At 72.6% G+C, this 23,023-nt stretch carries 25 protein-coding genes; 8 read left to right on the top strand and 17 right to left on the bottom strand.

Annotated elements, in window-relative coordinates; translation table 11 throughout:
* The first annotated feature begins 8 nt into the window (after window positions 1–8).
* From paaK to BJ971_RS19935, 3 genes are read left to right on the top strand one after another with little or no spacing between them, the layout of a single operon-like run.
* Window positions 9–1,307, top strand: coding sequence for a phenylacetate--CoA ligase PaaK (paaK, locus tag BJ971_RS19925; protein WP_184994767.1), 1,299 nt, complete (start codon window positions 9–11; stop codon window positions 1,305–1,307).
* An 11-nt stretch (window positions 1,308–1,318) separates the two neighbouring features.
* Window positions 1,319–1,462 (top strand): hypothetical protein, encoded by a 144-nt coding sequence (locus tag BJ971_RS19930; protein ID WP_184994768.1) that lies wholly within the window; start codon window positions 1,319–1,321, stop codon window positions 1,460–1,462.
* Entirely contained in the window at window positions 1,426–1,710 is a 285-nt protein-coding gene (locus BJ971_RS19935; RefSeq protein ID WP_184994769.1) for a hypothetical protein, read from the top strand. Before BJ971_RS19930 ends, BJ971_RS19935 begins: the two co-directional genes overlap by 37 nt.
* Here the strand turns inward: BJ971_RS19935 and BJ971_RS19940 are convergent.
* Both BJ971_RS19940 and BJ971_RS19945 read right to left on the bottom strand, forming a co-directional pair.
* A complete protein-coding gene (locus tag BJ971_RS19940; protein ID WP_184994770.1) occupies window positions 1,689–2,276 on the bottom strand; it encodes a pentapeptide repeat-containing protein in 588 nt (195 codons plus the stop codon). The genes BJ971_RS19935 and BJ971_RS19940 overlap by 22 nt on opposite strands.
* A 124-nt stretch (window positions 2,277–2,400) precedes the next feature.
* Window positions 2,401–2,895: a hypothetical protein gene (locus BJ971_RS19945; RefSeq protein WP_184994771.1), complete on the bottom strand. Its 495-nt coding sequence runs from the start codon at window positions 2,893–2,895 to the stop codon at window positions 2,401–2,403.
* 175 nt (window positions 2,896–3,070) lie between these two features.
* Between BJ971_RS19945 and BJ971_RS19950 the strand changes: the two genes are divergently transcribed.
* Complete coding sequence (locus BJ971_RS19950) at window positions 3,071–3,580, top strand: polyketide cyclase (protein ID WP_184994772.1); 510 nt, start codon at window positions 3,071–3,073, stop codon at window positions 3,578–3,580.
* 23 nt (window positions 3,581–3,603) lie between these two features.
* Here BJ971_RS19950 and BJ971_RS19955 read toward each other — a convergent pair whose 3' ends face one another.
* Window positions 3,604–4,938, bottom strand: a complete 1,335-nt coding sequence (locus BJ971_RS19955; RefSeq protein WP_221478811.1) for a tetratricopeptide repeat protein — start codon at window positions 4,936–4,938, stop codon at window positions 3,604–3,606.
* Window positions 4,939–5,200: 262 nt separating this feature from the next.
* Window positions 5,201–6,055: an META domain-containing protein gene (locus BJ971_RS19960; RefSeq protein ID WP_184994773.1), complete on the bottom strand. Its 855-nt coding sequence runs from the start codon at window positions 6,053–6,055 to the stop codon at window positions 5,201–5,203.
* Between the two features lie 250 nt (window positions 6,056–6,305).
* On the opposite strand from BJ971_RS19960, the gene BJ971_RS19965 reads away from it, so the two are divergent.
* On the top strand, window positions 6,306–6,668 hold the full coding sequence (locus tag BJ971_RS19965) for a hypothetical protein (protein WP_184994774.1): 363 nt from the start codon (window positions 6,306–6,308) through the stop codon (window positions 6,666–6,668).
* Between the two features lie 126 nt (window positions 6,669–6,794).
* Window positions 6,795–7,436: an HIT family protein gene (locus BJ971_RS19970; RefSeq protein ID WP_184994775.1), complete on the top strand. Its 642-nt coding sequence runs from the start codon at window positions 6,795–6,797 to the stop codon at window positions 7,434–7,436.
* Here the strand turns inward: BJ971_RS19970 and BJ971_RS19975 are convergent.
* The 9 genes from BJ971_RS19975 to BJ971_RS20015 are packed head-to-tail and all read right to left on the bottom strand — an operon-like array spanning window position 7,406 to window position 16,488.
* On the bottom strand, window positions 7,406–8,560 hold the full coding sequence (locus BJ971_RS19975; RefSeq protein WP_239087259.1) for an acyltransferase family protein: 1,155 nt from the start codon (window positions 8,558–8,560) through the stop codon (window positions 7,406–7,408). The two genes, BJ971_RS19970 and BJ971_RS19975, sit on opposite strands and share 31 nt — an antisense overlap.
* 60 nt (window positions 8,561–8,620) lie before the next feature.
* Complete coding sequence (locus BJ971_RS19980; protein ID WP_184994777.1) at window positions 8,621–9,691, bottom strand: polyprenyl synthetase family protein; 1,071 nt, start codon at window positions 9,689–9,691, stop codon at window positions 8,621–8,623.
* On the bottom strand, window positions 9,688–11,070 hold the full coding sequence (locus BJ971_RS19985) for an alkaline phosphatase family protein (protein ID WP_184994778.1): 1,383 nt from the start codon (window positions 11,068–11,070) through the stop codon (window positions 9,688–9,690). The genes BJ971_RS19980 and BJ971_RS19985 overlap by 4 nt, the downstream gene beginning before the upstream one ends.
* A complete protein-coding gene (gene eboE / locus BJ971_RS19990) occupies window positions 11,067–12,218 on the bottom strand; it encodes a metabolite traffic protein EboE (protein WP_184994779.1) in 1,152 nt (383 codons plus the stop codon). Before eboE ends, BJ971_RS19985 begins: the two co-directional genes overlap by 4 nt.
* Window positions 12,218–13,066 (bottom strand): TatD family hydrolase, encoded by an 849-nt coding sequence (locus BJ971_RS19995; protein ID WP_184994780.1) that lies wholly within the window; start codon window positions 13,064–13,066, stop codon window positions 12,218–12,220. Before BJ971_RS19995 ends, eboE begins: the two co-directional genes overlap by 1 nt.
* Window positions 13,066–13,671: an EboA domain-containing protein gene (locus BJ971_RS20000; protein WP_184994781.1), complete on the bottom strand. Its 606-nt coding sequence runs from the start codon at window positions 13,669–13,671 to the stop codon at window positions 13,066–13,068. Before BJ971_RS20000 ends, BJ971_RS19995 begins: the two co-directional genes overlap by 1 nt.
* Window positions 13,668–14,510, bottom strand: a complete 843-nt coding sequence (locus BJ971_RS20005; RefSeq protein ID WP_184994782.1) for a sugar phosphate isomerase/epimerase family protein — start codon at window positions 14,508–14,510, stop codon at window positions 13,668–13,670. Before BJ971_RS20005 ends, BJ971_RS20000 begins: the two co-directional genes overlap by 4 nt.
* The gene (locus BJ971_RS20010) at window positions 14,507–15,355 is read right to left on the bottom strand and encodes an SCO3242 family prenyltransferase (protein ID WP_184994783.1); all 849 of its coding nucleotides are present in this window, start codon (window positions 15,353–15,355) and stop codon (window positions 14,507–14,509) included. The genes BJ971_RS20005 and BJ971_RS20010 overlap by 4 nt, the downstream gene beginning before the upstream one ends.
* On the bottom strand, window positions 15,352–16,488 hold the full coding sequence (locus tag BJ971_RS20015; RefSeq protein ID WP_184994784.1) for an inositol-3-phosphate synthase: 1,137 nt from the start codon (window positions 16,486–16,488) through the stop codon (window positions 15,352–15,354). The genes BJ971_RS20010 and BJ971_RS20015 overlap by 4 nt, the downstream gene beginning before the upstream one ends.
* A 213-nt stretch (window positions 16,489–16,701) precedes the next feature.
* Between BJ971_RS20015 and BJ971_RS20020 the strand changes: the two genes are divergently transcribed.
* Both BJ971_RS20020 and BJ971_RS20025 read left to right on the top strand, forming a co-directional pair.
* Window positions 16,702–17,079, top strand: a complete 378-nt coding sequence (locus tag BJ971_RS20020; protein ID WP_239087260.1) for a YccF domain-containing protein — start codon at window positions 16,702–16,704, stop codon at window positions 17,077–17,079.
* A 103-nt stretch (window positions 17,080–17,182) separates the two neighbouring features.
* Window positions 17,183–18,697, top strand: coding sequence for a GGDEF domain-containing protein (locus BJ971_RS20025; protein WP_239087261.1), 1,515 nt, complete (start codon window positions 17,183–17,185; stop codon window positions 18,695–18,697).
* A 7-nt stretch (window positions 18,698–18,704) separates the two neighbouring features.
* Here the strand turns inward: BJ971_RS20025 and BJ971_RS20030 are convergent, their stop codons facing one another.
* The 4 genes from BJ971_RS20030 to BJ971_RS20045 all read right to left on the bottom strand — a co-directional run bounded on the left by BJ971_RS20030 (window position 18,705) and on the right by BJ971_RS20045 (window position 22,948).
* Entirely contained in the window at window positions 18,705–19,295 is a 591-nt protein-coding gene (locus BJ971_RS20030; protein WP_184994786.1) for a hypothetical protein, read from the bottom strand.
* 91 nt (window positions 19,296–19,386) lie between these two features.
* Complete coding sequence (yjfF, locus tag BJ971_RS20035; RefSeq protein ID WP_184994787.1) at window positions 19,387–20,400, bottom strand: galactofuranose ABC transporter, permease protein YjfF; 1,014 nt, start codon at window positions 20,398–20,400, stop codon at window positions 19,387–19,389.
* Window positions 20,397–21,428 (bottom strand): ABC transporter permease, encoded by a 1,032-nt coding sequence (locus tag BJ971_RS20040; protein WP_184994788.1) that lies wholly within the window; start codon window positions 21,426–21,428, stop codon window positions 20,397–20,399. The genes yjfF and BJ971_RS20040 overlap by 4 nt, the downstream gene beginning before the upstream one ends.
* On the bottom strand, window positions 21,425–22,948 hold the full coding sequence (locus tag BJ971_RS20045; RefSeq protein WP_184994789.1) for a sugar ABC transporter ATP-binding protein: 1,524 nt from the start codon (window positions 22,946–22,948) through the stop codon (window positions 21,425–21,427). The genes BJ971_RS20040 and BJ971_RS20045 overlap by 4 nt, the downstream gene beginning before the upstream one ends.
* Window positions 22,949–23,023: the final 75 nt, after the last annotated feature.

Here is a 23,023-nt window from a genome sequence, read left to right on the forward strand (position 1 = left end):
GAACCGTCATGCAGGACCGCACCCCGAGCCCGGCGGAGCTGGACCCGATCGAGCGCGCGTCGCTCGACGAGCTGCGCGCGCTGCAACTCGAACGCCTGCGCTGGTCGCTGTGGCACGCCTACGACAACGTGCCGCGGTACCGCGCGATGTTCGACGCGGCGGGAGCGCACCCCGGCGACGTGCGCGAACTGGGCGACCTGGCCGCGTTCCCGTTCACCGACAAGGCCGTGCTCCGGGACAACTACCCGTTCGGCATGTTCGCCGTACCCCGGGAACAGATCTCCCGCCTGCACGCCTCCTCCGGCACCACCGGGCGGCCCACCGTCGTCGGCTACACCGCCGACGACGTCCGGACCTGGGCCCGGCTGGTGGCCCGCTCCATCCGCGCCGCCGGCGGCCGCCGCGGCGACCGCGTGCACGTCGCGTACGGGTACGGGCTGTTCACCGGAGGGCTCGGCGCGCACTACGGCGCCGAGGAGCTGGGCTGCACCGTCATCCCGGTGTCCGGCGGCATGACCGAGCGCCAGGTCATGCTGATCAACGACTTCGAGCCCGACATCATCATGGTCACGCCCAGCTACATGCTCGCCATCGTCGACGAGATGCGCCGGCAGGGCATCGACCCGCGCGGCACGTCCCTGGCCGTCGGCATCTTCGGCGCCGAGCCCTGGACCGAGGACCTGCGCGGGGAGATCGAGCGCCAACTCGACATCCACGCCGTCGACATCTACGGCCTCTCCGAGGTCATGGGCCCCGGCGTCGCGAGCGAGTGCGTGGAGACAAAGGACGGCCTGCACGTCTGGGAGGACCACTTCTACCCCGAGATCATCGACCCGGTCACCGGCGAGGTGCTGCCGGACGGCGAGACCGGCGAGCTGGTGTTCACGTCCCTGAGCAGGCAGGCCATGCCGGTCGTGCGGTACCGCACCCGGGACCTGACCCGGCTGCTGCCGGGCACCGCCCGCCCGATGCGCCGCATCGAGAAGATCACCGGCCGCAGCGACGACATGATCATTCTGCGCGGCGTCAACCTGTTCCCCACCCAGATCGAGGAGCTGATCCTGCGCGTACCGCAGCTCGCCCCGCACTTCCAGTGCCTGCTCACCCGCGAGGGCCGCCTCGACGCCCTGACCGTACGGGTCGAGCGCCGCACCGGCGTCGAGCCGGCCGCGGCGGAGCTGGCCGGCCGGGAGCTCGCCGCCCTGGTGAAGAACACCATCGGGGTGAGCCTCGCGGTGGACGTGATCGAGCCCGACGGCGTCGAGCGCTCCATGGGCAAGATGCGCCGCATCATCGATCACCGTTAGCCTGTCTCGCCATGGGCGTGCTCGTCGACTACTTCGCCGCATCGGCCACGGAGCTGGACCGCGTCGATCTCTCGGAAGGGCCGGCGGGCGCCGGATGGCCGCACGTCGACTGCAAGGTTTGGCTCGACGGTCTGGCCGATCTGGTCGCGAGCTGACCGGCCGCGATCTCAGCGAGTTCGGTACCGACATCGCGGTCTCCGTCCCGGACGAGGGGCCGTGGCTGACGCGGGTGCCGGCGGAGGTCACCCTGGCGCTGGCCGGCGTCACCGACGACCGGCTGGCCGGGTACGCCGACGACGAGCTGCTGGATGAGCACGAGGCCGAGCGGGGTGTCCGGCTGCGGGACCTGGCCCGGTCGGCGCTGGCCGAGGGCCGGGACCTCTACTGCTGGTCGTCGCTGTAGTCGACGAGCATCCGGAAGATCCGGTCACGGACGTCCGGCGGAAGCCGCCGGTCGACCCAGCTCCGGGACACCAGGGCGTGCCCGCCGTTGTCCCTGACCGCGAACTCGGCCCCGATCCGCAGGGACCGCTCCGCCCTGCCCTTGATCTCGTCGTCCGGCCACTCGGCCACGGCGGCCAGTGCGTACGCCACACGCCGATCAACCCGGTCCAGGACGGCGTAGCCGGGCAGGCCCGGGAACCTCTGTGCGTGCAGATCGATGTTCCTGAACTCGACGTCGAGCAGGTCCGCGCCCGTGAAGTCGTTGCCCGTAAAGGCGTTGCGCTCGCGGCCGAGCGCCGCGGCGTGCCGGTCCGGCGTACCCCAGAACCTGACGTCCTGAATCTTGCCGCGGAAGGTGCACCCGACGAACTGGGCCTCGCCCGTTGAGGTCAGATCGCGCAGGCGGGCGCCGTCGAAGACGCAGCGCTCGAACCGGGCGTTGCCGAAGTAGGCCTGCCGAGGTAGCCGGGTGCGGGAGAAGACGCAGTCCCGGTACACCGTCTCCGGCCAGCTCAGCTCGTCCAACCGCCGGCCGCCGCCTGGACGAAGCTGACATCGAGGTTCGCGTCCACCGGCTCGAAACGCCCGCCGCACAGCTCGCCCCGGGCCAGCCAGTAACCCCGCAGACCCATCTGGGCCGCCTCGATCCTCACGGCACGGGCCGCATGCCGCGGCGCAGGGAATCGGCGATCTCGTCGCGGCGGCGCAGCGCCGCCCGCCAGCCGACCACGTGGGTGGTGATCCGGTCGTGGCCGAGGGCGGTCGCCTCGACCGTCCACGGGCGGCGGAGCAGCACGCGCGCCGCGACCGACGCCGCCAGCAGGATCAGCACGATGACGAGGTCGAGCACCAGCAGGAGCAGCGGCAGCAGCACCCACCAGAACAGCGCCACCGCCACCACGAAGGCGATGAGGACGACCAGGATGGCCACGATCTCGTCGCCCAGGCCGAGGCCGCCGCCTCCCCCGCCGGACGTCGAGGCGTCGCCGACCTGAAGAGCGCCGTCGACCACCTCGCCGGAGCGGCCGGTGCGCTTGGCCCGCCAGCCACCGAAGCGCCGCGCGAGCGCCCGCCAGCGCGGCGCCCACACGACACGGACGTTCCACTGGGCGCCCTCGGGTGCCGTTACGGAGATCGTTCTCACCCCGCCAACCTTATTTCAGCGTGATCGCGGTGACCGGTGCGGAGGAGGCGACCGCGGCCAGAAACGTCCATACGCCCATCGGCTCTCCCGTCGCGGCGGGCGAGGGCTGGGACTGGCCATCGCTGGGGAATCATCCTCCGGCACGCGGTGGCCGTGGCGGTGCGAAGATTGATCGATGATCGGCGACCGGTGGGGCGTGACCGACGACGAGACGCTGCGCCACTATCCGTGCGACGAGTTCGTCGTCGCACCTGCATTGCAGGTGTGGCGAGGAGTCAACGTTGCGGCGCCCGCCGCGACAGTATGGCCGTGGGTTGCCCAGGTACGGATCGCGCCGTACTCCTATGACTGGATCGACAACCTGGGCCGCCGCTCACCTCGTCAGCTGGTGGGCCTCCCCGAACCTGAGATCGGAGAGGCATTCACCTCCTCCGGCGGGCGGAAGTTGGGCAGGATCGTCTCTCTCGACCCGGGGAAGCAGCTGACGGGGACCATCATGGGCGCCTTCATGTCCTACGTGCTCCTGCCTCAGGAGCACGACACGACCCGCCTGCTGCTCAAGGTGAGCATGCAGACGAACCGTTTGGCCGCCCTCGCGCTGTCCGTCGGTGACCTCGTGATGGCTCGCCGGCAGTTGCTGAACCTGAAGCAACTCGCCGAACGCCGAACCACTCCCCCGAGGTGACGATCGTCTTCGGACCCTACTGATCAAGTGATCAGGTCACTCTGATCTCGTACTCGTTCTTGGCGTACCTGTTCGAGCATGGCGGTGTCGGATTCGAGGTCCGGGTTGCCGATTTGGCGGTCGAGGTCGACGACGATCTCAAGCTCGCCGGCTGCCTGGTCGAGATTCCGTTCCGCCCGGTGGATCATCGCGATGTTGTACCGGGTGGTGGCTTCGCCGGCGCGGTCGCCGACCTCCTGCCGGATGGGCAGGGCCTGCTGGTAGTAGGTCAGGGCCTGCTGCCGGTCCCCGAGCCTACTGTGCACGGAGCCGATGTTGTTGAGGGTGGTGGCTTCGCTGGCGCGGTCGCCGACCTCCCGGGTGATGGGCAGGGCCTGCTGGTAGTAGTCCAAGGCCCGCTGCCGGTCCCCGAGACCCTCGTGCACGCCGCCGATGTTGGTGAGGGTGACGGCTTCGCCGGCGCGGTCGCCGACCTCCCGCCGGATGGGCAGCGCCTGCTGGTAGTAGGCCAGTGCCTGCTGCCGGTCCCCCAGCCCGTGATACACGAAGCCGATGTTGTTGAGGGTGGTGGCTTCGCCGGCGCGGTTGCCGACCTCCCGCAGGGTGGGCAGGGCCTGCTGGTAGTAGGCCAGGGCCTGCTGCCGGTCCCCGAGCCCGTCGTACACGTGGCCGATGTTGTGGAGGGTGTTGGCTTCGCCGGCGCGGTCGCCGACCTCCCGGGTGATGGGCAGGGCCTGCTGGAAGTAGGCCAGGGCCTGCTGCCGGTCCCCCAGCCTGTCGTACACGGCGCCGATGTTGTTGAGGGTGTTGGACTCGCCGGCGCGGTGGCCGACCTCCCGCTGGATGGGCAGGGCCTGCTGGTAGTAGGCCAGGGCCTGCTGCCGGTCCCCGAGCCCGTCGTACACGAGGCCGATGTTGTTGAGGGTGTTGGCTTCGCCGGCGCGGTTACCGACCTCCCGCCGGATGGGCAGGGCCTGCCGGTAGTAGGCCAGGGCCTGCTGCCGGTCCCCGAGCCCGTCGTACACAAGGCCGATGTTGGAGAGAGTGGCGGCCTCGCTGCCGCGGTCGCCGGCCTCCCGAAACCGGTGGAGCGCCTGCTCGCAGTTGGCCAAGGCCTGTCGGGGCTGCCCGGTGGCGGACTGTGCCCAGCCCAGGGCGTAGAAGGAGCCGGCGTCCGGGCCGAGTGTCAGGGTCGCGGTCGCCACGGCCGCCACATCCGCGAACCGGGACCTGCGCAGCCACACCCCCGCCACCCGGTAACCGACATCCCGGGCGACCGCGGGCTCCCGGCCCGCGACCGCCAGCCGGTGCACCTCCACCCACCGGGCGACCGCGCCGGCCGACCCATCGCGAACCAATGACTCCCGACCCCCGGCTCGCCCACTGCCGGCCGCCGAGCATCCGTCATCCGTCAACCCGACACCGCCCCTGCCCGCATCCGCGATCTCCGGCACCAGCCACCTCGCCCCAGCAGCCGAAAGCCCTCCACAACGGCCAGCACCATACGACCGGCACCGACCCGGTCGACCCCAACGACCATGATCTGACAGAGATCACGGTTGTCGCCGCCGCACCGGTCTTGCTCGCCGCCGGTGGTGGCCTGGTGGGAATCAGGTCTGATCAGTTGCCGGCCGGCGGTGCGGGGATGCTCGGGCCGCCGTCGTCCCGGTGGAGGCGGCCCAGTTCCTTGGCGTTCCGGTCGAGAAGCACGAGCATCGCACCGTCGAACCCGGCCCGCCGCGCGGACGACAACCAGTCTCCGACCGGCACGTTGTCGCAGCCCACGAGGGTGCTGACCCCGGACGTCGCCAGAAGGGTGCCCGCGGGTCCGGCGACCCAGCCGCCCCCGGACCCGTTGCACCCGTCCGAGCCCAACCAGCGGCCATCGGCGCCGATCTCCAGGTTTGGCTGCTCAAGCGCCTTCGATCCGCCACGGACCGGTACCCATCGACCGGGCAGCTCCCGCCGGTCGGCCGGCGTCAGGTGCGGAGGGAGCGCGGCGGGCGGGTCGAACAAGCGGCGAAACTCATCGGTCACCTCGAAAGACTCGCGGTCGGGCCGCAGTGGCTCACCGCTGGCGACCAGGCGGGCAACCGCTCTGCCGTCGGGGTCGACCAGCTCCGCGTCGCGGCCGCCGAGCCGGTATCCGGCGGCATCGCTAAGCCAGAGGATGCGGGTTCGCGGGTCGCAATCGTCCGTGCTGGCAATGACGTCGCCGGTGAACAGCCCCTGAGAATCGGCATTCCAGGAACCCAGCAACTCGCCACAGCTTTGGTAGATCGTGAGTCCTCCCGGAGTCAGACCCACCGTCGTGCCGGCCTCCGCGCCGATACCGGTCAGCCTCCACATGCCGACCAAGGCGATCGGGTCCGGCGGCCCAGGCCGGGCCCGAAACGGAGCGGGTGCGGCGGACTCCGCGGATCCGGAAACGGCACAGCCCACCAGCGCGAGCACGGCCACCATCGCCAGCGCCATCCGCCGGCCACGCCAGACCCCAGTTCCGCTTCCCGACATGTCACCCTCTCAGCGACGACCACCTGCGTCTGGAGTGCGCAAGGTACAGCAGCCGCACCAGCTGAGAGCGGACCGGGCGGGTTGAGGAGGCGCTCATTTCGGCAGGTCAGGACACCGGGGTCGAAACCTCGCGCCTGCTAGCGCAGCGTGACCCCTGCTGGGCAACATCAGAACCTGAGCGCTGTGGCGTGATGAACCTATGCTGCCGATCATGGGCGACGAACGGGTGGGCGGCCGGCTGGGCCGCTCCTACCTTTCGCTCGCCTTCTGGTACGCGGTGGCAGGATCCCTTCCGGTCTTCCTGGCGGCAACGGTCGAGGAGTCGGAGAGCGGCACCGGCCGCGTGGTGGACTGCACCGGCCATTTCGGATGCCCCACGGAGCCGGACATCGGCGCCGTCCTGCAGAACACTGCCCTGATCCTGGCCCCGACCCTTCTGGTGGCGGTGCCGCTCTGCACGCACCTCGCCCGCAAATGGGAAATGCCCGCCCTGGCGGGTTTCGTCGCCGCCGTCACCGCCTGGATGGTCTTCTGCGTCGGCGGGCTGCTCTACATGGCCGCCCGAGAAGGCTGACAAACGACCGTCACCAGTGCGCGGCGGAGCCGCTCGCGTCAGTGTTCGTCGTCGATCAGAAGTTTGACGTGGTCGAACCAGCCTGGAGCGTGCGGTCGTGCCGTTCGCCGTGACTACCCTGCGGCCATGGCTTTGACTCCGGACGAGTTCTATCAGCATGCGCTTGCCGCCACGGACAGTGAGCGCCGCCTTCCCCTGTCCCGCATGACGGGTTGGGAGATCAGCCCGTTCGTGCAGGACGGCCTGCGTGTCACTCCGCTACGGCCGCCGGTGGTACCCGAGCCGCCGCGGCACGGCGAGGATCCGGCGGAGTGCGGCATCTGCGGCGACCGGGACAAGGGCGTCTGGTTCAACGAGCGCTGGCGGCTGGACCGGATCTCCGGCGTCGGGCTGCCGCTGATCGTGATGCTCTACCCCCGCGACCACTACGACCTGGCCGACCTGCCCGACGAGATGGCCGCGGAACTCGGCCTGCTGAGTACCCGGATCGTGCGGCACGTGCAGGCGGTGCCGCACGTCGCGCGGGCACACATGTACCGCTTCGGCGACGGCGCCGCCCACCTGCACCTGTGGTTCTTCGCCCGGCCCGAAGGCCAGGCTCAACTGTTCGGATCGTGGCTGCCGGTCTGGGACGACCTGCTGCCGGAGTACCCGGCCGACCTGGCCGACGCGGATGCCGCCCTGGTCGCCGACGCGCTCGTCGCCTCGTCCGGTGGCTCCCGTACGCCCACGGCCGCCTACGGCACGGAGGCCGAGCCTGCGCGCTGAGGCACCGCGTTCTCCGGCTGGTGCGCGCTCCGCCTCGACAGCGGTAGTGGCACCGAGGCCGCGCGCATCACGTCGAGCGAGCGGCGGAGAACCCGCCGCAGGTACGCGCCCAGCGGCTTCTCCACCAGCCGGTGCACGGCCCACGCCAGCACCAGCATCAGGGCCGCCGTCGCGATCAGGAGGAGCCATACGGGCGGGCGGAAGGCCAGGTACACGTTGCGGATCACCGTGTAGCCGATCCGCTGGTGCAGCAGGTACAGCGGGTACGTCAGCGCCCCGGCGGTCGTCAGCCACCGCCAGCGCACCCGTTCCAGCCGGCCGAGCGCGATCGCCAGGACCAGGCCGTAAGCCACCGTGATGATGACGACCCCGGGCCAGGTGGGGTAGGACGCGCCGAGGCTGTGCACGCGGCGGGTCACCGCGTGCAGGTTCACGATCCAGGTGAACGCGATCATCGCGTACAGCAGCGGCGACGGGCCGAAGCGGTGGACGAGGTACATCAGGATGCCGGCCACGAAGTACGCGGCGTACTCGGGCACGGCCAGCGCGTTCAGCAGCGTGGTGCCCAGCACCGGGCTCAGCACCGCCACGGTCATCCAGGCGGCGCAGAAGAGCACGACGCGGCGGTAGGTCAGGCCGAGCATGACCGGAACGAGGAAGAGCAGGTAGAAACGCAGCTCGACGAAGAGCGTCCAGTAGACGCCGTCCATCGACCCGACGCCGAGGGGTTCCTGCACCATCGTCAGGTTCACCGCGACACCGACCGGTGTCGGGTCCACCAGGCCCCAGATGCCGCCGCCGCGGAGCGGGGCCGCGACCGCGACGAGCGCGGTCAGCAGGACGGCGACCCAGTACGCCGGGTAGAGCCGGCTCACCCGGGAGGCGAAGAAGTCGCCCAGCCGGCGCCCCCAGCTGCTCATGCAGATCACGAAGCCGCTGATCAGGAAGAACACCTCGACGCCGAGGCACCCGTACACGGCGACCCACGAGCCGGCCGGCAGGAGGTCCGACGGCGGGCTCACGCCGTCGATGCGCCAGGCCATGGTGTAGTGGAACACCATCACCGCCGCGGCGGCCAGGAAGCGCATCCCGTCCAGTGCCGCGAGCCGGGGCCCACTGTCCATTTTTTCCATTCCTCAGGCATCGACCGATGTCAGCGAAATGAAAGCAGACCCTCGCAAGCCTCAGCGGTGCCGGGCCACCACCGACGAGGCCAGGCCGGACAGGGCCGCCCGCGCCTCGGTGGTCAGCGGCGCGTCGGCGAGCGCCGACGTCGCCTCCGCCGCGCGCTGCGAGATCAGGCTCTCGATCCGCTGGCGGGCTCCGGTCGCGGTGATGATCGAGCGCAGCTCGGCGGCGCCCGCGTCGTCCAGGGCCGGGTCGCCGAAGAGTTCGCGGATGCGGGCGGCCTGTGTCCGGTCCGCCCGGTCCCGGGCCATCGCGATCATGACCGTGGGCTTGCCCTCGCGCAGGTCGTCCACGACCGGCTTGCCGGTCACCGCCGGGTCGCCGAAGACGCCGAGCACGTCGTCGCGGAGCTGGAACGCGTCGCCGAGGGGGTCGCCGAACGACTGTAGCGCCGCCTGGAGCCCCTTGGGGCCGCCGGCCAGGGCCGCGCCGATCTGGAGCGGCCGGGTCACCGTGTACCGGGCCGCCTTCATCCGGATGACCGTCAGCGCGCCCGCCACCGAGCCGTCGCCGACCCCCGAGACCAGGTCCAGGTACTGGCCGGCGATCACCTCGGTGCGCATCACCGTGAAGAGCCGGTACCCGCGGTGTATCCACTCGACCGGCAGGCCCGACTCGTGCAGCATGTGGTCGGCCCAGGCGGCGCAGAGGTCGCCGCAGAGCAGCGCCGCGCTCTGGCCGTACCGGACGGCCTCGCCGCGCCACGAGTGCCGGGTGTGCACGTCCGCGAAGTGGCGGTGCACGGTCGGCTGGCCGCGGCGCAGGGTGCTGTTGTCCATGATGTCGTCGTGGATCAGGGCGAACGCGTGGAACAGTTCGAGCGCGGCCGCCGCCACGACGATCTGCGGGCTGTCCGGCTGCCCGGCGCCGCGCCAGCCCCAGTAGCAGAACATCGGGCGCAGGCGCTTGCCGTCGGCGAGCACGAACCGCCGTACGGCGTCGAGCACGCCCGCCGGGGTGCCGTCCGGCCAGTGTGGACGTTGCCGGTCCAGGTAGCGGATGAGCGCCGACTCGCAGCGCCGGGCCAGGCCCGCCGCGTCGGTCTCCGGCGCCATGCCCACGGTCATGACGGCAGCCCGGCCAGCGTGAGCAGCAATTCCTTCACCTCGGTCGCGGCGACGGCGTCCCGGGCGTGCGCCGGGTCGGAGCAGATCAGCACGGGCGCGTCGCGGGGGTCCGCCGGCAGCCGCCCGTGCGAGCCGCGGACCGCGCGGGCGCCGGCGTCGAGGCCGACGACGCTCATCAGGTAGCGCATACCGAGCTTCTTGCGCAGCAGCGCCAGCGCGGCGCGGCCCTTCGCCGCCGCCGGGCCCGCCGGGTCGAAGAACAGCTCGGCGGGGTCGTACCCGGGCTTGCGATGGATCTCCACCAGCCGGGCGAAGTCCGGCGCGGCCGCGTCGTCCAGCCAGTAGTAGTACGTGAACCAGGCGTCCGGCTCGGCGACCAGGACCAGCTCGCCGGAGCGCTCGTGGTCCAGCCCGTGCGCGGCCTTGCCGTCCGCGTCCAGTACCTCGGCGACGCCGGGCAGCGCCGCGCAGAGCTTCGCCACGGCCGGCACGTCGGCGGGGTCACGGACGTAGACGTGGGCGATCTGGTGGTCCGCCACGGCGAACGCCCGGGACGTCCACGGGTCGAGGTACTCCATCCCGGCCTGGGTGTGCACCCGCAGCAGGCCCTCGGCGCGCAGCAGCCGGTTGACGTCGACCGGGCGCGAGACGTCGGTGATGCCGTACTCGGACAGCACGACGACGGTGGCGCCGCGGGCCGCCGCCGCGTCGAGCAGCGGGCCGAGGGTGGCGTCGAGCTCGGCCGCGGCCGCCGCGGCCTGCGGGGCGGACGGACCGTGGCGTTGCAGGTCGTAGTCGAGGTGCGGCACGTAGACCAGGGTCAGGTCCGGGCGGTGGTCCGCCATGATCTGTTCGGCGGCCCGGCAGATCCACGCCGAGGACGGCAGGCCGGCGTTGGCGCCCCAGTAGCTGAAGAGCGGGAACGTGCCCAGTTTGGCGGTGAGCTCGTCGTGCAGGGCCGGCGGATCGGTGTAGCAGTCCGGGTCCTTGCGGCCGTCGGCGTGGTAGACCGGCCGCGGCGTTACCGTCCAGTCGACGTCGGCGCCCATCGCGTACCACCAGCAGACGTTGGCCACCGTGTAGCCCGGCGCGCGCGAGCGGGCCGCGTGCCACAGCTTCTCGCCACCGACCAGCGCGTTGTGCTGGCGCCAGAGCAGCACCTCGCCCAGGTCGCGGAAGTACCAGCCGTTGCCGACGATGCCGTGTACGGCGGGCGGCTCGCCGGTGAGGAAGGTGGACTGGACCGTGCAGGTGACGGCGGGCAGCACCGTGCCCAGCGGCGCGCGGAATCCGGTGGCGGCGAGGCGGGACAGGCGCGGCATGTGCTCCAGCAGCCGCGGGGTGAGGCCGACGACGTCGAGTACGACCACGGGCTTCACGGCGTGACCCCCTGTTGGGCGGTGAGACCCAGCGCGGTGAGCTGGGCCCGGGCGAAGAAGAGCTCGGAGGCGATCCCCGAGGCCAGCTCGGCGGGGCTGCCGGGGCGCGAGGTCGGCGGCAGCACGTTCCAGGTGTACGTCTCGACCTCGTAGTGGTCGCAGAGCGGCTCGGGGCCGCCGGCCAGCAGGGCGAGGGCCTCGGCGAGCACGCCGACGGTGGTTTGCAGCGGCGGTACGGGCGGCGCGTGCAGCGGCACGTGGTAGTGCACCCGCCAGGGCTGGTCGCGCCCGCCGGGCACGGCGAGGGCCTCGTCGAGGTCGTCGGTGGACAGGCCGCCGGGGCCGCGGGTCTGGTGCAGGAAGCGCGGCTCGACGTACTCGCCGAGCACCGCGGCGTCGGCGCGGGGGTCGGCGCTGGCGAGCGCGGCCGAGACCTGCACCTTGACGATCGGCAGCCCCGCGCCGGCCAGGTTGCGCAGCGCGTCCCGCGGCTCCTCCCAGGCGCAGGCGAGGTGCGCCAGGTCGAGGCAGACGCCGAGCCGGGTGGTGTCCACGCCGGCGAGCAGGCGCGCGGCCTGCGCCGTCGTCTCGATGACGCAGCCGGGCTCGGGCTCGAACCCGACCCGGATCTCCCTGTCGAACAGGGCCAGCGTGCGGGCCAGCTCGTCGAGGTGGTGGCGGCAGGCGTCGGCGCGTGCGGCGTCCCACGGTTCGCGCCAGGCGAGCGGCAGGGTGGAGATGGACCCGCGGGCGGCGGCGGCCGGCAGCAGGTCGTTCAGCACCCGGGCCAGGTCGAGGGTGTACGAGAGCCGCTGCGCGGTGGTCCAGTCCGGCTGGTAGACGGCGTGCTTGACCACCGGCGCCTGGAACGCCTGGTACGGGAACCCGTTGAGCATGACGACCTCGAGCCCGCGCGCGTCGAGTTCCCGGCGCAGCCGCTGGCGGCCGGCGACGTCGGCGGCGAGCCCGGCCGCCACCGGTGCCGCGAGCCACAGGCCGAGACCGAGCACGTCGGCGCCGAGCCGGTCGCGGATCGGCACCGCGTAGGTGTCCAGCTGCGCCAGGATGCCGGCGAAGTCCTCGGCGGCGTGCACGTTGGTGCAGTACGACAGGTGCATGGTCTGCCCGCCGGGGTGCCGCAGCCGCATCAGCCGCCTCCCCGCGCGATGGAGCTACCGGCGAAGGTGGCGACCGGCGCCGGGCTGGTGAGGTCGAGGCGCCCGGACTGGCTGTAGAACTCCACCGGGTTGCGCCACAGCACCAGGTCGACCTCGTCGGCGGTGAACCCGGCCGCGAGCAGCTCCCGGCCGGTTTCCACGGTCAGCAGCGGGTCGGAGTGGCCCCAGTCGGCGGCGGAGTTCACCAGCATCCGCTCGGTGCCGTACGCCTTGAGGATCTCGACCATCCGCTGCGGCGACATCTTCGTCTCCGGATAGATGGAGAAGCCCATCCAGCAGCCGGTGTCGCGGACCAGGCCGACGGTGACCTCGTTGAGGTGGTCGATCGCCACCCGGCCCGGCTCGATGCCGGACTCGGCGACGACCTCGAGGCTGCGCCGGGTGCCGGCGGCCTTGTCGCGGTGCGGCGTGTGCACGAGCGCCGGCAGCTCGTACTCGACGGCCAGGGCGAGCTGCACGGAGAAGGCCTCGTCCTCGGCCGGGGTCATCGAGTCGTAGCCGATCTCGCCGACCGCCACGACGCCGTCCTTGTCGAGGTAGCGCGGCAGCAGGTTGAGCACGCTGCGGCAGCGCGGGTCGTTGGCCTCCTTGGGGTTCAGCGCGATGGTGGCGTGGTGCCGGATGCCGAACTGCGCCGCCCGGTACGGCTCCCAGCCGATCAGCGAGTCGAAGTAGTCGGTGAACGACCCGGCGCTGGTGCGCGGCTGCCCGAGCCAGAACGCCGGCTCCACCACGGCCTGTACGCCGTTCGCGGCCATCGCCCGGTAGTCGTCGGTGGTCCGGGAGCTCATGTGGATGTGCGGGTCGAAGATGCGCATCAGCCCTGCCTCCTCGAGTTGTTCGCGACGGTGAGCCGGTTGAGCAGCGCGAGGGCGTCCGCCGGCATCCGGCGGTCGGCGGCGGCGCGCTCCTGCGCGAGGGCGCCGAGCATGGTGGCGAGCTCCGCGTCGGCGCGCTCGTCGAGGCGGTCGACGGCGCTGAGCGGGATGCCCATGAAGACGCACTTGACGACGCCCTGGCGCCAGGCCGCGGCGTCGAGATGCGCCGCGTACGGGCCGAGCGCCGCGGCGACCAGCCGGGCGTCGTTGGTGCGCAGCGCGTCGTGCAGCAGCGGCACCAGCTCGGGGCCGATCTCCAGCAGCGGCAGCGCGGCGAGCACGGCCAGCCGCTCGGCGGTGTCGCCCTGCTGGTACAGGTTGGTGGTCCGGGCCGGGTCGGCCACCTCCACCAGCAGCAGCGCCCGCCCGGCCCGCCCGGCGGTCCAACCGCTGTCCGGGAACAACGGCTCCCGGCCGAGCTTGCGCTCGGCCCGGGCGAACAGGGGCGCCAGCTCGTCCGGGTCGTCGCGGACCCGGGCCAGCGCGTCGTCGAGCCAGTCCCTTTCCGGTACGCCGGCAAGCGCGGCGCGCAGCTCCTCGATCATTGAGCCTCCTTCTCGGCGGCTCGCAGGAACGCCAGCGATTCGCGGGCGACCGTCGGCGCCGCGTGCGAATGCCGGGGCAGTTCGACGGCGACCAGGCCGCGGTAGCCGCCGTCGATGAGCGCCCGCAGCACGGGCGGGAAGTCGATCTCTCCGGTGCCGAACTCGAGGTGCTCGTGCACGCCCCGGCGCATGTCGTCGATCTGGACGTTGACCAGGTGCGGCGCGACCGCGGCCACGCACTGCGGCACGGGCAGCGGCTCGAGGCAGCGGCAGTGCCCGATGTCCAGGGTGAGGCCGAACATGGCGGGCTCGCCCAGGTCGGCGCGCAGGCGCCGCCAGCCGTCGAGGTCGGCCACCTCCATCCCGGGCTCGGGCTCGAACCCGAGCGGCACCCCGGCGGCGGTGGCCGCGGCCGTGACGTCGGCGCAGCCGTCGACCAGCCGGCTCCAGGCGGTGCGGTCGTCGACGCCGTCCGGCCGTACCCCGGACCAGAAGGAGACCGCCTCGGCGCCGAGGTCCGCGCCGACCGCGACCGCCCGGTGCAGGAATTCGAGCCGCAGCTTCCGGTCGTCGTGCAGCAGCGTCGGCGCGTGCTTGCGCCAGGGGTCGAGCAGGTAGCGGGCGCCGGTCTCGACGACGACGCCGAGGCCGAGGTCGCGGAGCCGGTCGGCGACCTCGGCGACCCGGCGGGCCAGGCCCGCCGCGAACGGGTCGAGGTGGTCGTGGTCGAGGGTGAGCGCGACGCCGGTGTAGCCGAGGCCGGCGATGACGGCGAGGGCGTCGCCCAGCCGGTGGTTGGCGAAGCCGTTGGTGCCGTAGCCGTACCGCAGGGCGGTCATGTGGGTGAGACCTTGCGGGCGAGCAGCCGGGCGAGCGGGGCGGCCGCCGCGACCGCGAGCCCGGCCCAGGTGCGGCCGGCCCGGGCGGCGAGCGCGCCCTGGAGCGCGGGCAGCGCGGTGATGCCGGCGCCGACCGCGGCGCGTACCCGCGGCGCGGCGGGGTCGGTGAGGAGGCGTGCCTGCGCGCGGCCGTAGCTGGTGGCGTACTCGGCGGCGAGCACGGCGGTGACGGTGCCGCCGCGCGCGGCGACCGCGGCGGCCAGGGCGGCGGTGCCGGCCAGGGTGGCCGCGGGCAGCTTCGCGGAGGTGCCGCCGGCGACCTCGTGGCGGGACAGCTCGGTGACCGTGTACGTGTGCGCGGCGACGGCGAGGGCGGCCGGCAGCGCGCGTACCGGATTGCCGGTGCTCGCGCCGAGCAGCACGTCCAGGGCGCGGCAGGCGGCCATCCCGGCGGGCCCGGCCGCGGTGTTCTTCAGGCGCAGGTCGTATGCCCAGACCGCGGCGGCCAGCGGACCCGCCACGGCCAGGGCGCGGGCGCCGCCCGCGCGGGCGGCGAGGGCCAGGCCGGCCGCGGTGAGCCCGGCCGCGATGCCCAGCGCGGCGGGTGCGGAGATCCGGCCGGAGGGTATCGGGCGTTCCGGGCGCTCGGCGGCGTCGAGGTCGCGGTCGGCCCAGTCGTTGGCGGCCATCCCGGCCCAGTAGAGGCAGACCCCGGCGCCGGCGAGGCCGGCCGTGCGCGGGCCCAGCGTGCCGGCCGCGGCGGCGCCGGCCACCGCGTCGCCGGGCACGGAGAGCGCGGCCGGTGCGCGGACCAGTTCGGCGAGGGTGCGCAACGGCGTCTTCACGACGCGAGTCCGGCCGTGAACGCCGCGAGGGTGGCCCACTGCTCGGCCAGCGCCGACGGGCCGTCGCCGAGCGGGTCCTTGAAGAAGAAGCCGAGCTCGGCCAGCGGGCCGCTGCGCCCGGCGCGGTGCGCGGCCGCGGTGAGCCGGGCCAGGTCGAGCACGAGCGGCGCGGCCAGGGCGGAGTCGCAGCCGTGCCAGCTGAACTCCATCCGCATGCCGGTGCCGAGGAAGCCCTCGAACGTGATCAGGTCCCAGGCGGTCTTGAAGTCGCCGATCTCCGCCACGTAGTCGATCCGGCTGGTGCCCTCCGGCTGGTATCCGAGCGCGTCGCCGAGCACCCGCTGCTTGCTGGAGACCTTGGCGGCGTTGGCGGCCGGGTCGGCCAGGTTGGCGCCGTCGCCGCCGCCGAGCAGGTTGAGCCCGGACCAGCTGCGTACCCGCAGATTGCGCAGGGCGAACATGGGCGCGAGCACCGACTTGACGAGGGTCTCGCCGGTCTTGCCGTCGTTGCCGGCGTACGGGACGGCCCGCGCCCGGGCGAGCTCGGCCAGGGCCGGCAGCCGCGCGCCGGTCGACGGGGTGAAGTCGATGAAGGAGCAGCCGGCGGTGAAGGCCGCGTACGCGGCGAGCGCGCTCGGCGGCAGCACCGGCGCCGGCCCGGCCAGGGCGGCGGTGAGCTCGGCGAGCCCGGCGTGCGCGGGGTGCGGCGCGGCGGCCGGCTCGGTGGTGGACACGTTGACGACCACCACCCGGTCGAGGGCGTTGCGGTCGCGGAAGCCGCGCAGGTCCGCCGAGATACGCCGCGCGGTCGCGGCCTGGGTGTCGCCGGCCGGCAGCGGCCGCAGCTCCTGCTCGACCGCCGCGAGCTCGTCGGCGAGCGCGACGACGAGCCGGCCCGGCAGCACCCCGGCGGCGGCGAGCGCGTCTGCCTTCTTCAGCACGGGGGTGGTGACGATGTCGTGGCCGCCGAAGACCAGCTCGGACCAGCCGGGCAGGGCCGGGCCGCGCAGCTGCGGCAGTTCGGTGACGCAGCCGGTCGGCGCGACGAGGCGGGCCCGCAGCGCGGCGGCACCGACGATCGAGGTGACGGCGACGGAGCCGCGGGCACCGATCAACCATATTCCGGTACGCATGCGCGACCTCCCCATGACCGCCACGACCCCAGGCATAGACGTGTATCTCGCTAACGCCATGTGTCATCCGTGTTACGTGAGGCGACGCTAACCCAGGCGCCCCGACAAAGGAAAGGTTCGATAAAGAGAAACTTCTCTATCTCCGCCCGAAACTTATTTTCGGACCGTACGAAAGTGCGCATTGGACTGGCGCGCGGCAGCCATGATGGACGGGTGCGCCTGATCTTGAACATCCTCTGGTTCGTCTTCGGCAGCGGCTTCCTGCTGGCCATCGGCTACGGCCTCGCGGCGCTGCTCTGCTTCCTGCTGATCGTGACCATCCCGTTCGGCGTCGCCGCGCTCCGGCTGGCCGTCTACTCGATGTGGCCGTTCGGGCGCACGGTCGTGAGCCGGCCGGACGCCGGGGTCGCCTCCGGACTGGCCAATGTGCTCTGGGTGATCATCGCGGGCTGGTGGCTGGCGCTGACCCACCTCGTCGCCGGCGTCGCGCAGTGCCTCACGATCATCGGGATCCCGTTCGGCGTCGCGAACTTCAAGCTGGTGCCGGTCGCGTTCTGGCCGCTGGGCCGCGAGATCGTCAAGCTGGACTGACGGCGGCCGGGCGGCCCGCCGCCCCGCGCGCGGCGGCCGGCGCGCGGCGCCCGAGGCGAGTGTTCGCGCCCGGGCCGAACCCATGTCCGTTAGATTGCTATTTGTGAACATCGAGGTCGCGGAGCTCGAGCTGCGGCCGGTGACCGACTTCCGGGCGACCGCCGCCGCGGCCGCCGCGCTGGAGCGCGACGGCGACGAGCGGACCGCCGTCCGTGCCCGGCTGATCCGCGCGGACGCCGCCCTGCGCGAGGGCCGCACCGCCGAGGGCGGCACGCTCGCCCAGCAGGTCAACGCGTGGGCGTCGCAGCACGACGACGGCTACGTGCTGGCGTGCAGCCACCGCACGCTCACCCACTTCCACTACTACATCGGCGACCTGGCCGGCGCGCTCGGCAACGCCGTGCAGGCGGTCGCGCACCTGACCGACGACGATCCGCCGGCGATCCGGGTCCGGCACCTGATGACGCTCGCCGTCGTGCTCGGCGACAGCGGCTCCGCCGACGAGGCGGCCCGGCGGTACCGCGAGGCACTCGACCTGGCCGCGACGATGGGCGACCAGCAGCAGATGCTGATGATCCTCGGCAACCTGGCGAACCTCGCCGGCCAGGAGAACGACCACGAGGCCGCGGCGGCGGCCGTCGCGCAGATGGCCGAGCTGCACGACCGCAGCGGCATACCCCTGGACGGCCCCCAGCTGATCACGATGGCCCGGGTCCGGCTGGCCGAGGGCGACTACCCGGCGGTCGAGGAGATCCTCCGCCCGCTCACCCAGGACATCCAGTACGCGCACAGCACCGGCGCGGCGCTGCCGGAGGCGCTGCTGACCCTCAGCGAGGCGCACCGGCTGGCCGGGCGCTTCGCCACCGCGCAGGCCGACCTCGACCACGTGCGGCGGCTGGCACACGAGCGCGACCTGCGCGCCGCCGAGGCCGCCATGCTCGAGCAGCAGGCCGTGCTGCACGCGGCGATGGGCCGGCACCGCGAGGCCTACGAGGCGCACGTCGAGTTCCACCGGTTCTTCGCCGAGCTCCAGTCCGCGCAGCGCGACGCGCAGGCCCGCACGCTCCAGGCGGTGTTCGAGGCGACCGAGGCCCGGCGGCTCGGCGAGCACTTCCGCGAGCTGGCCCACCGCGACGCGCTGACCGGCCTGCACAACCGGCGTTACGCCGACGAGCGGCTGCCCGCGCTGCTGGGCGACGCGGTGGCGCGCCACCGGCCGCTGGCCGCGGCGATCGTGGACCTCGACCACTTCAAGCGGATCAACGACACCCTCTCGCACGACGCCGGGGACCTGGTGCTCCAGCAGCTGGGCCGGCTGCTCGCCGACGCCGCGCCGGATCCGGCCTTCGCGGCCCGCCTCGGCGGCGAGGAGTTCCTGCTCGTCCTGCCGGGCACCGGGCTGGCCGAGGCGGTGCGGCGGTGCACCGAGCTGTGCGACCGCATCCGCGGGTACGACTGGGCGCCGATCGCCGGTGCCCTGCCGGTGACCGCCAGCGTCGGCGTGACGGTCACCTCGGCGGACCCGGTCACCGCGGCCGGGCTGCTGGCACACGCGGACCGGCACCTGTACGCGGCCAAGCGGGCCGGCCGGGACCGGGTGGTCTCCGGCCGCCCGTGAGGCGCGGTCAGGGCGCCGCCCGCCGGCCCGCCCGGCGGTGACCCGGCGCCGCCGGGAAGACCGCCTCGGTGATGACCGCCGCGCCGCAGACCGCGCGGCCCTCGTGCATGGTGATCGGGTCGCCCGGCCCCAGGTGGCGCCAGCTGGCCGCGGTCAGCGGCGCCAGCCGCACCGAGCCGCGGCCGTCCGGCGGCAGGTCCGGCGCGTACTCGACCCAGATGAGCGCGACGGCGAGGCCGGGTTCGCCGGCCGGCGTGACCAGGCCGATGTTCCACAGCGACCGCACCCGGCCGGCGCCGGGTATCGGGGACCGGCGGGCGCCGGGCAGCAGGCGCAGCTCGGCCCGGATGACGCCGTGCAGCGTCTCGCGCCGGCGCCAGGCGCACCACGCGGCACTGCGGTCCAGCCGCATGCCGTGCGCGGCGTCGCCGAGCGTGCGCCAGAAGGAGGTCGTCGCCGGGTAGGCGTCGCCGACGTCCAGCAGCACGTCCAGCGCGGTCTCCCACTCACCCTGTGCCAGGTAGAAGTCCAGGTCGACGACGGCGACCGCCGCCGGTACCTGCCGGGCCGCCTGGCGCAGCAGTTCGGGGACATCCACGCGGGCGATTGTGCCCGCTCGGGCAACAGCCGCCAAGACGGCGAAACGCCCGGCGGGGCGACAGCCGCCGGGCGTTTCGGTGCGCTCGCGCTCAGCTCGTGCGTCTGGTCACGAGGCGCTGAAGGACGATGAAGGCGAAGAGCAGGACGCCGATCACGATCTTCGTCCACCAGGAACTGAGATCGCCCTGGAACGCGATGATGGTCTGGATCATGCCGAGCACCATCACGCCGAGGACCGTGCCGAGCAGGTAGCCGGACCCGCCGGTCAGGATCGTGCCGCCGATGACGACGGCCGCGATGGCGTCCAGCTCCATGCCCTGTGCGTGCAGGCTGTAGCCGGAGAGCATGTAGAAGCTGAGCAGCACCCCGCCCAGCGAGGAGCAGAACCCGCTGACGGTGTAGACGGCGATCCGGGTACGGCCCACCGGCAGGCCCATCAGCAGCGCCGAGTCGGCGTTGCCGCCGATCGCGTACACGGTGCGGCCGAAGCGCGTGTACGCCAGCACGTAGGCGCCGATCAGCACCACCACCAGGGCGATCACCACGCTTGTCGAGATGAAGATGCCGGGCGCGAACCGGATCCGCTCCTGCGCCATCGCCGTCCAGAACGGGTCGGTGATCGGGATGGAGTTGCGGTTGATCAGCAGCGCCAGCCCGCGGGCCAGGAACATGCCGGCGAGCGTGGCGATGAACGGCTCCACCTTGAAGTAGTGGATGACCGCGCCCATGCCCAGCCCCATCGACGTGCCCATGAGCAGCACCAGGGGCAGCACCACGGCCGCGGGCCAGCCGGCGTCCAGCAGCGTGGCGGCGAGCACGGTGGTCAGGGCGACCACCGCGCCCACCGAGAGGTCGATGCCGCCGGTGAGGATCACGAACGTCATCCCCGCGGCCACGACCAGCAGGAACGCGTTGTCGACGAAGATGTTCAGGAAGACCTGTGCGTCGGAGAAGTTGTCGTAGTTGGCCACGCCCAGGCCGTACATGAAGGCGAGCAGGCCCAGGGTGGCAAGGACCGGGATGTGCCGCCGGTCGAGCCCGCGCCGCCGGCGCGGCGTGACCGCGGCGGTCTCGGGCTGGGGCGGCGCGCTGATGTCGATCATGCGGAGACCTCGGCTGCGGGAGTGGCGGGAACGGCGGCGCGGCGGCGGAACACCGCGGCGCGGAAGGCGGCGGACTGGCTCAGGCAGAGCACGACGACCACGACGGCCTTGAACAGCAGCGTGGTCTCGGCCGGCACGCCGATGGTGTAGGTGGTGATGTCCAGCGCCGAGATCAGCACGGCGCCGAGCACGCTGCCCGCGATGGAGAACCGGCCGCCGGTCAGCGCGGTGCCGCCGATGACCACCGCCAGGATCGCGTCGAGCTCGATGAGGTTGCCGGCCGCGTTGCTGTCGGCGCTGGCCACGTTGGAGCTGAAGATCAGGCCCGCGATGCCGGCGCAGAACGCGGCGAAGACGTACACCGTGATCGTCAGCCCGCGCGCGCGGATGCCGGCGAGCCGGCTCGCGGTCGGGCTCGCGCCGACGGACTCGATCAGCACGCCGAGCGCCGAGCGGCGTACCAGCAGCATCGCGGCCGCCACCACGACCGCGACGATGATCACCGAGACCGGGATGCCGAGGAGGTAGCCGGCGCCGATCACCCGGTACGGCGCCGAGGTGACGTTGATGATCTGCCCGTCGGTGATCAGCTGGGCGATGCCGCGGCCGGCCACCATCAGGATCAGCGTCGCGATGATGGGCTGGATGCCGATCACCGAGACCAGCACGCCGTTCCAGACGCCGAGCAGCGCCGACAGGACCAGGGCGACGCCGACCGCGATCAGCACGCCGCCGACGCTGTTCTGGTTGGGCAGGTCGCCGATGATCAGGCAGGCGAGGGCGCCGGAGATCGCCATGATCGACCCCAGCGACAGGTCGATGCCGCCGGTGGCGATGACCATCGTCATGCCGAGCGCGACCAGGGCGAGGGGTGTCGCCGAGCGCAGGATGTCGATGAGCGAGCCGTACAGGTGGCCGTCCTGGAGGGTGATGGTGAAGAACCGGGGCGCGAAGAAGACGTTGCTGGCCAGCAGCAGCACGAGGACGGCGGCGGGCCAGAACAGCCGGTGCCGGGTCAGGTTGCTCACTGGTTCGCTCCGCTCGCGATGGCCTGCATGACTCTGTCGGCGTCGACGCCGCTGCCGGTGTTGTCGAGCTCCTCGACCAGGTGCCGCTCGCGCAGCACCTCGATCTTGTGGCTGAGCCGGAGCACCTCCTCGAGCTCGGCGCTGACGAACAGCACCGCCATGCCACCGTCGGCGAGCTCGACCAGCAGCCGCTGGATCTCGGCCTTGGCGCCGACGTCGATGCCGCGGGTCGGCTCGTCCACGATGAGCAGCCGCGGCTCGGTGATCAGCCAGCGGGCCAGCAGCACCTTCTGCTGGTTGCCGCCGGACAGGTCGCGGACCGCGAGCTCCGGGTCGGCGGGCCGGATGCCCAGGGCCTCGATGTAGCGGGCGACCAGTTCGTCCTGCTTGCGGCGGGGAATCGGCCGGGACCAGCCGCGGGCCGCCTGCATCGCCAGGATGATGTTCTCCCGGACGCTGAGTTCGGCGACGACGCCCTCGGTGCGGCGGTTCTCCGAGGAGAACGCGATGCCGTGCTGCATCGCCGCCCGCGGGGTGCGCAGGGTGACCGGGTTGCCGTCGATCTCCAGCCGGCCGTGATCGGCGCGGTCCGCGCCGAAGAGCAACCGCGCCATTTCGGTACGCCCGGAGCCGAGCAGCCCGGCCAGCCCGACGATCTCGCCGCCGCGCACGCTCAGGTCGAAGGGCGCGATCGCCCCGGTCCGGCCCAGCTGGTGCGCCTCGGCGATCGGCTCGGCGGGCGCGCCCGCGGCGATGGTGCGCGGCTCCTCCTCGAGCCGTTCGAGGACCGTCAGCTCCTTGCCGATCATCTTGGTGACCAGCTGCATCTGGGTCAGCTCGGCGGTGGGGTACTCGCCGATCAGCCGGCCGTTGCGCAGCACGGTCATCCGGTCGGCGACGGCGTACACCTGGTCGAGGAAGTGCGAGATGAACAGGATCGCGACGCCGTCGCGCTTGAGCCGGCGCATCACCTCGAAGAGCCGTTCCACCTCGGAGGCGTCGAGGCTGGAGGTCGGCTCGTCCAGGATCAGCACCTTGGCGGAGACGTCGACGGCCCGGGCGATGGCGACCATCTGCTGGATGGCCAGCGAGTACGCGCTCAGCGGCGCGGTGACGTCGAGGTGCAGGTCGAGGCCCTCGAGCAGCGCGGCCGAGCGGCGGCGCATCTCGGCCCAGCGGATCTTGCCGAAGCGCCGGGGCTCGCGCCCGATGAAGATGTTCTCGGCCACCGAGAGGTTGGCGCAGAGGTTGACCTCCTGGTACACCGTGCTGATCCCGGCGTGCTGTGCCTGGAGCGGCCCGCCGAAGCGCACCGGGGCGCCGTCCAGCCGGATGTCGCCGGCGTCGATGCCGTAGACCCCGGTCAGCACCTTGATCAGCGTGGATTTGCCGGCGCCGTTCTCGCCCATCAGGGCGTGCACCTCGCCGGGCCGCAGGGAGAAGTCCACCCCGTCCAGGGCCACCACGCCCGGAAAGGCCTTGCGGATGCCGGTCATCTGCAGGATCGGCGGGTCACCCATCGTTCGCTCCTTCTGGGGCGGCACCGCCCCGGCCGGCGGGGCCGGGGCGGTGCCGCGCTTGCGGTGTTTACGAGC

This window comes from Amorphoplanes digitatis (assembly GCF_014205335.1).
Classification (GTDB): Bacteria; Actinomycetota; Actinomycetes; order Mycobacteriales; family Micromonosporaceae; genus Actinoplanes; species Actinoplanes digitatus.

What these genes read in the sequence shown, in the direction of transcription:
- paaK (WP_184994767.1), top strand. Translation starts at nt 9, where the DNA reads ATGCAGGACCGCACCCCGAGCCCGGCGGAGCTGGACCCGATCGAGCGC.
- BJ971_RS19930 (WP_184994768.1), top strand. Translation starts at nt 1,319, where the DNA reads ATGGGCGTGCTCGTCGACTACTTCGCCGCATCGGCCACGGAGCTGGAC.
- BJ971_RS19950 (WP_184994772.1), top strand. Translation starts at nt 3,071, where the DNA reads ATGATCGGCGACCGGTGGGGCGTGACCGACGACGAGACGCTGCGCCAC.
- BJ971_RS19960 (WP_184994773.1), bottom strand. Translation starts at nt 6,055, where the DNA reads ATGGCGCTGGCGATGGTGGCCGTGCTCGCGCTGGTGGGCTGTGCCGTT.
- BJ971_RS19965 (WP_184994774.1), top strand. Translation starts at nt 6,306, where the DNA reads ATGGGCGACGAACGGGTGGGCGGCCGGCTGGGCCGCTCCTACCTTTCG.
- BJ971_RS19970 (WP_184994775.1), top strand. Translation starts at nt 6,795, where the DNA reads ATGGCTTTGACTCCGGACGAGTTCTATCAGCATGCGCTTGCCGCCACG.
- BJ971_RS19975 (WP_239087259.1), bottom strand. Translation starts at nt 8,560, where the DNA reads ATGGACAGTGGGCCCCGGCTCGCGGCACTGGACGGGATGCGCTTCCTG.
- BJ971_RS19980 (WP_184994777.1), bottom strand. Translation starts at nt 9,691, where the DNA reads ATGACCGTGGGCATGGCGCCGGAGACCGACGCGGCGGGCCTGGCCCGG.
- eboE (WP_184994779.1), bottom strand. Translation starts at nt 12,218, where the DNA reads ATGCGGCTGCGGCACCCCGGCGGGCAGACCATGCACCTGTCGTACTGC.
- BJ971_RS19995 (WP_184994780.1), bottom strand. Translation starts at nt 13,066, where the DNA reads ATGCGCATCTTCGACCCGCACATCCACATGAGCTCCCGGACCACCGAC.
- BJ971_RS20000 (WP_184994781.1), bottom strand. Translation starts at nt 13,671, where the DNA reads ATGATCGAGGAGCTGCGCGCCGCGCTTGCCGGCGTACCGGAAAGGGAC.
- BJ971_RS20005 (WP_184994782.1), bottom strand. Translation starts at nt 14,510, where the DNA reads ATGACCGCCCTGCGGTACGGCTACGGCACCAACGGCTTCGCCAACCAC.
- BJ971_RS20015 (WP_184994784.1), bottom strand. Translation starts at nt 16,488, where the DNA reads ATGCGTACCGGAATATGGTTGATCGGTGCCCGCGGCTCCGTCGCCGTC.
- yjfF (WP_184994787.1), bottom strand. Translation starts at nt 20,400, where the DNA reads ATGATCGACATCAGCGCGCCGCCCCAGCCCGAGACCGCCGCGGTCACG.
- BJ971_RS20045 (WP_184994789.1), bottom strand. Translation starts at nt 22,948, where the DNA reads ATGGGTGACCCGCCGATCCTGCAGATGACCGGCATCCGCAAGGCCTTT.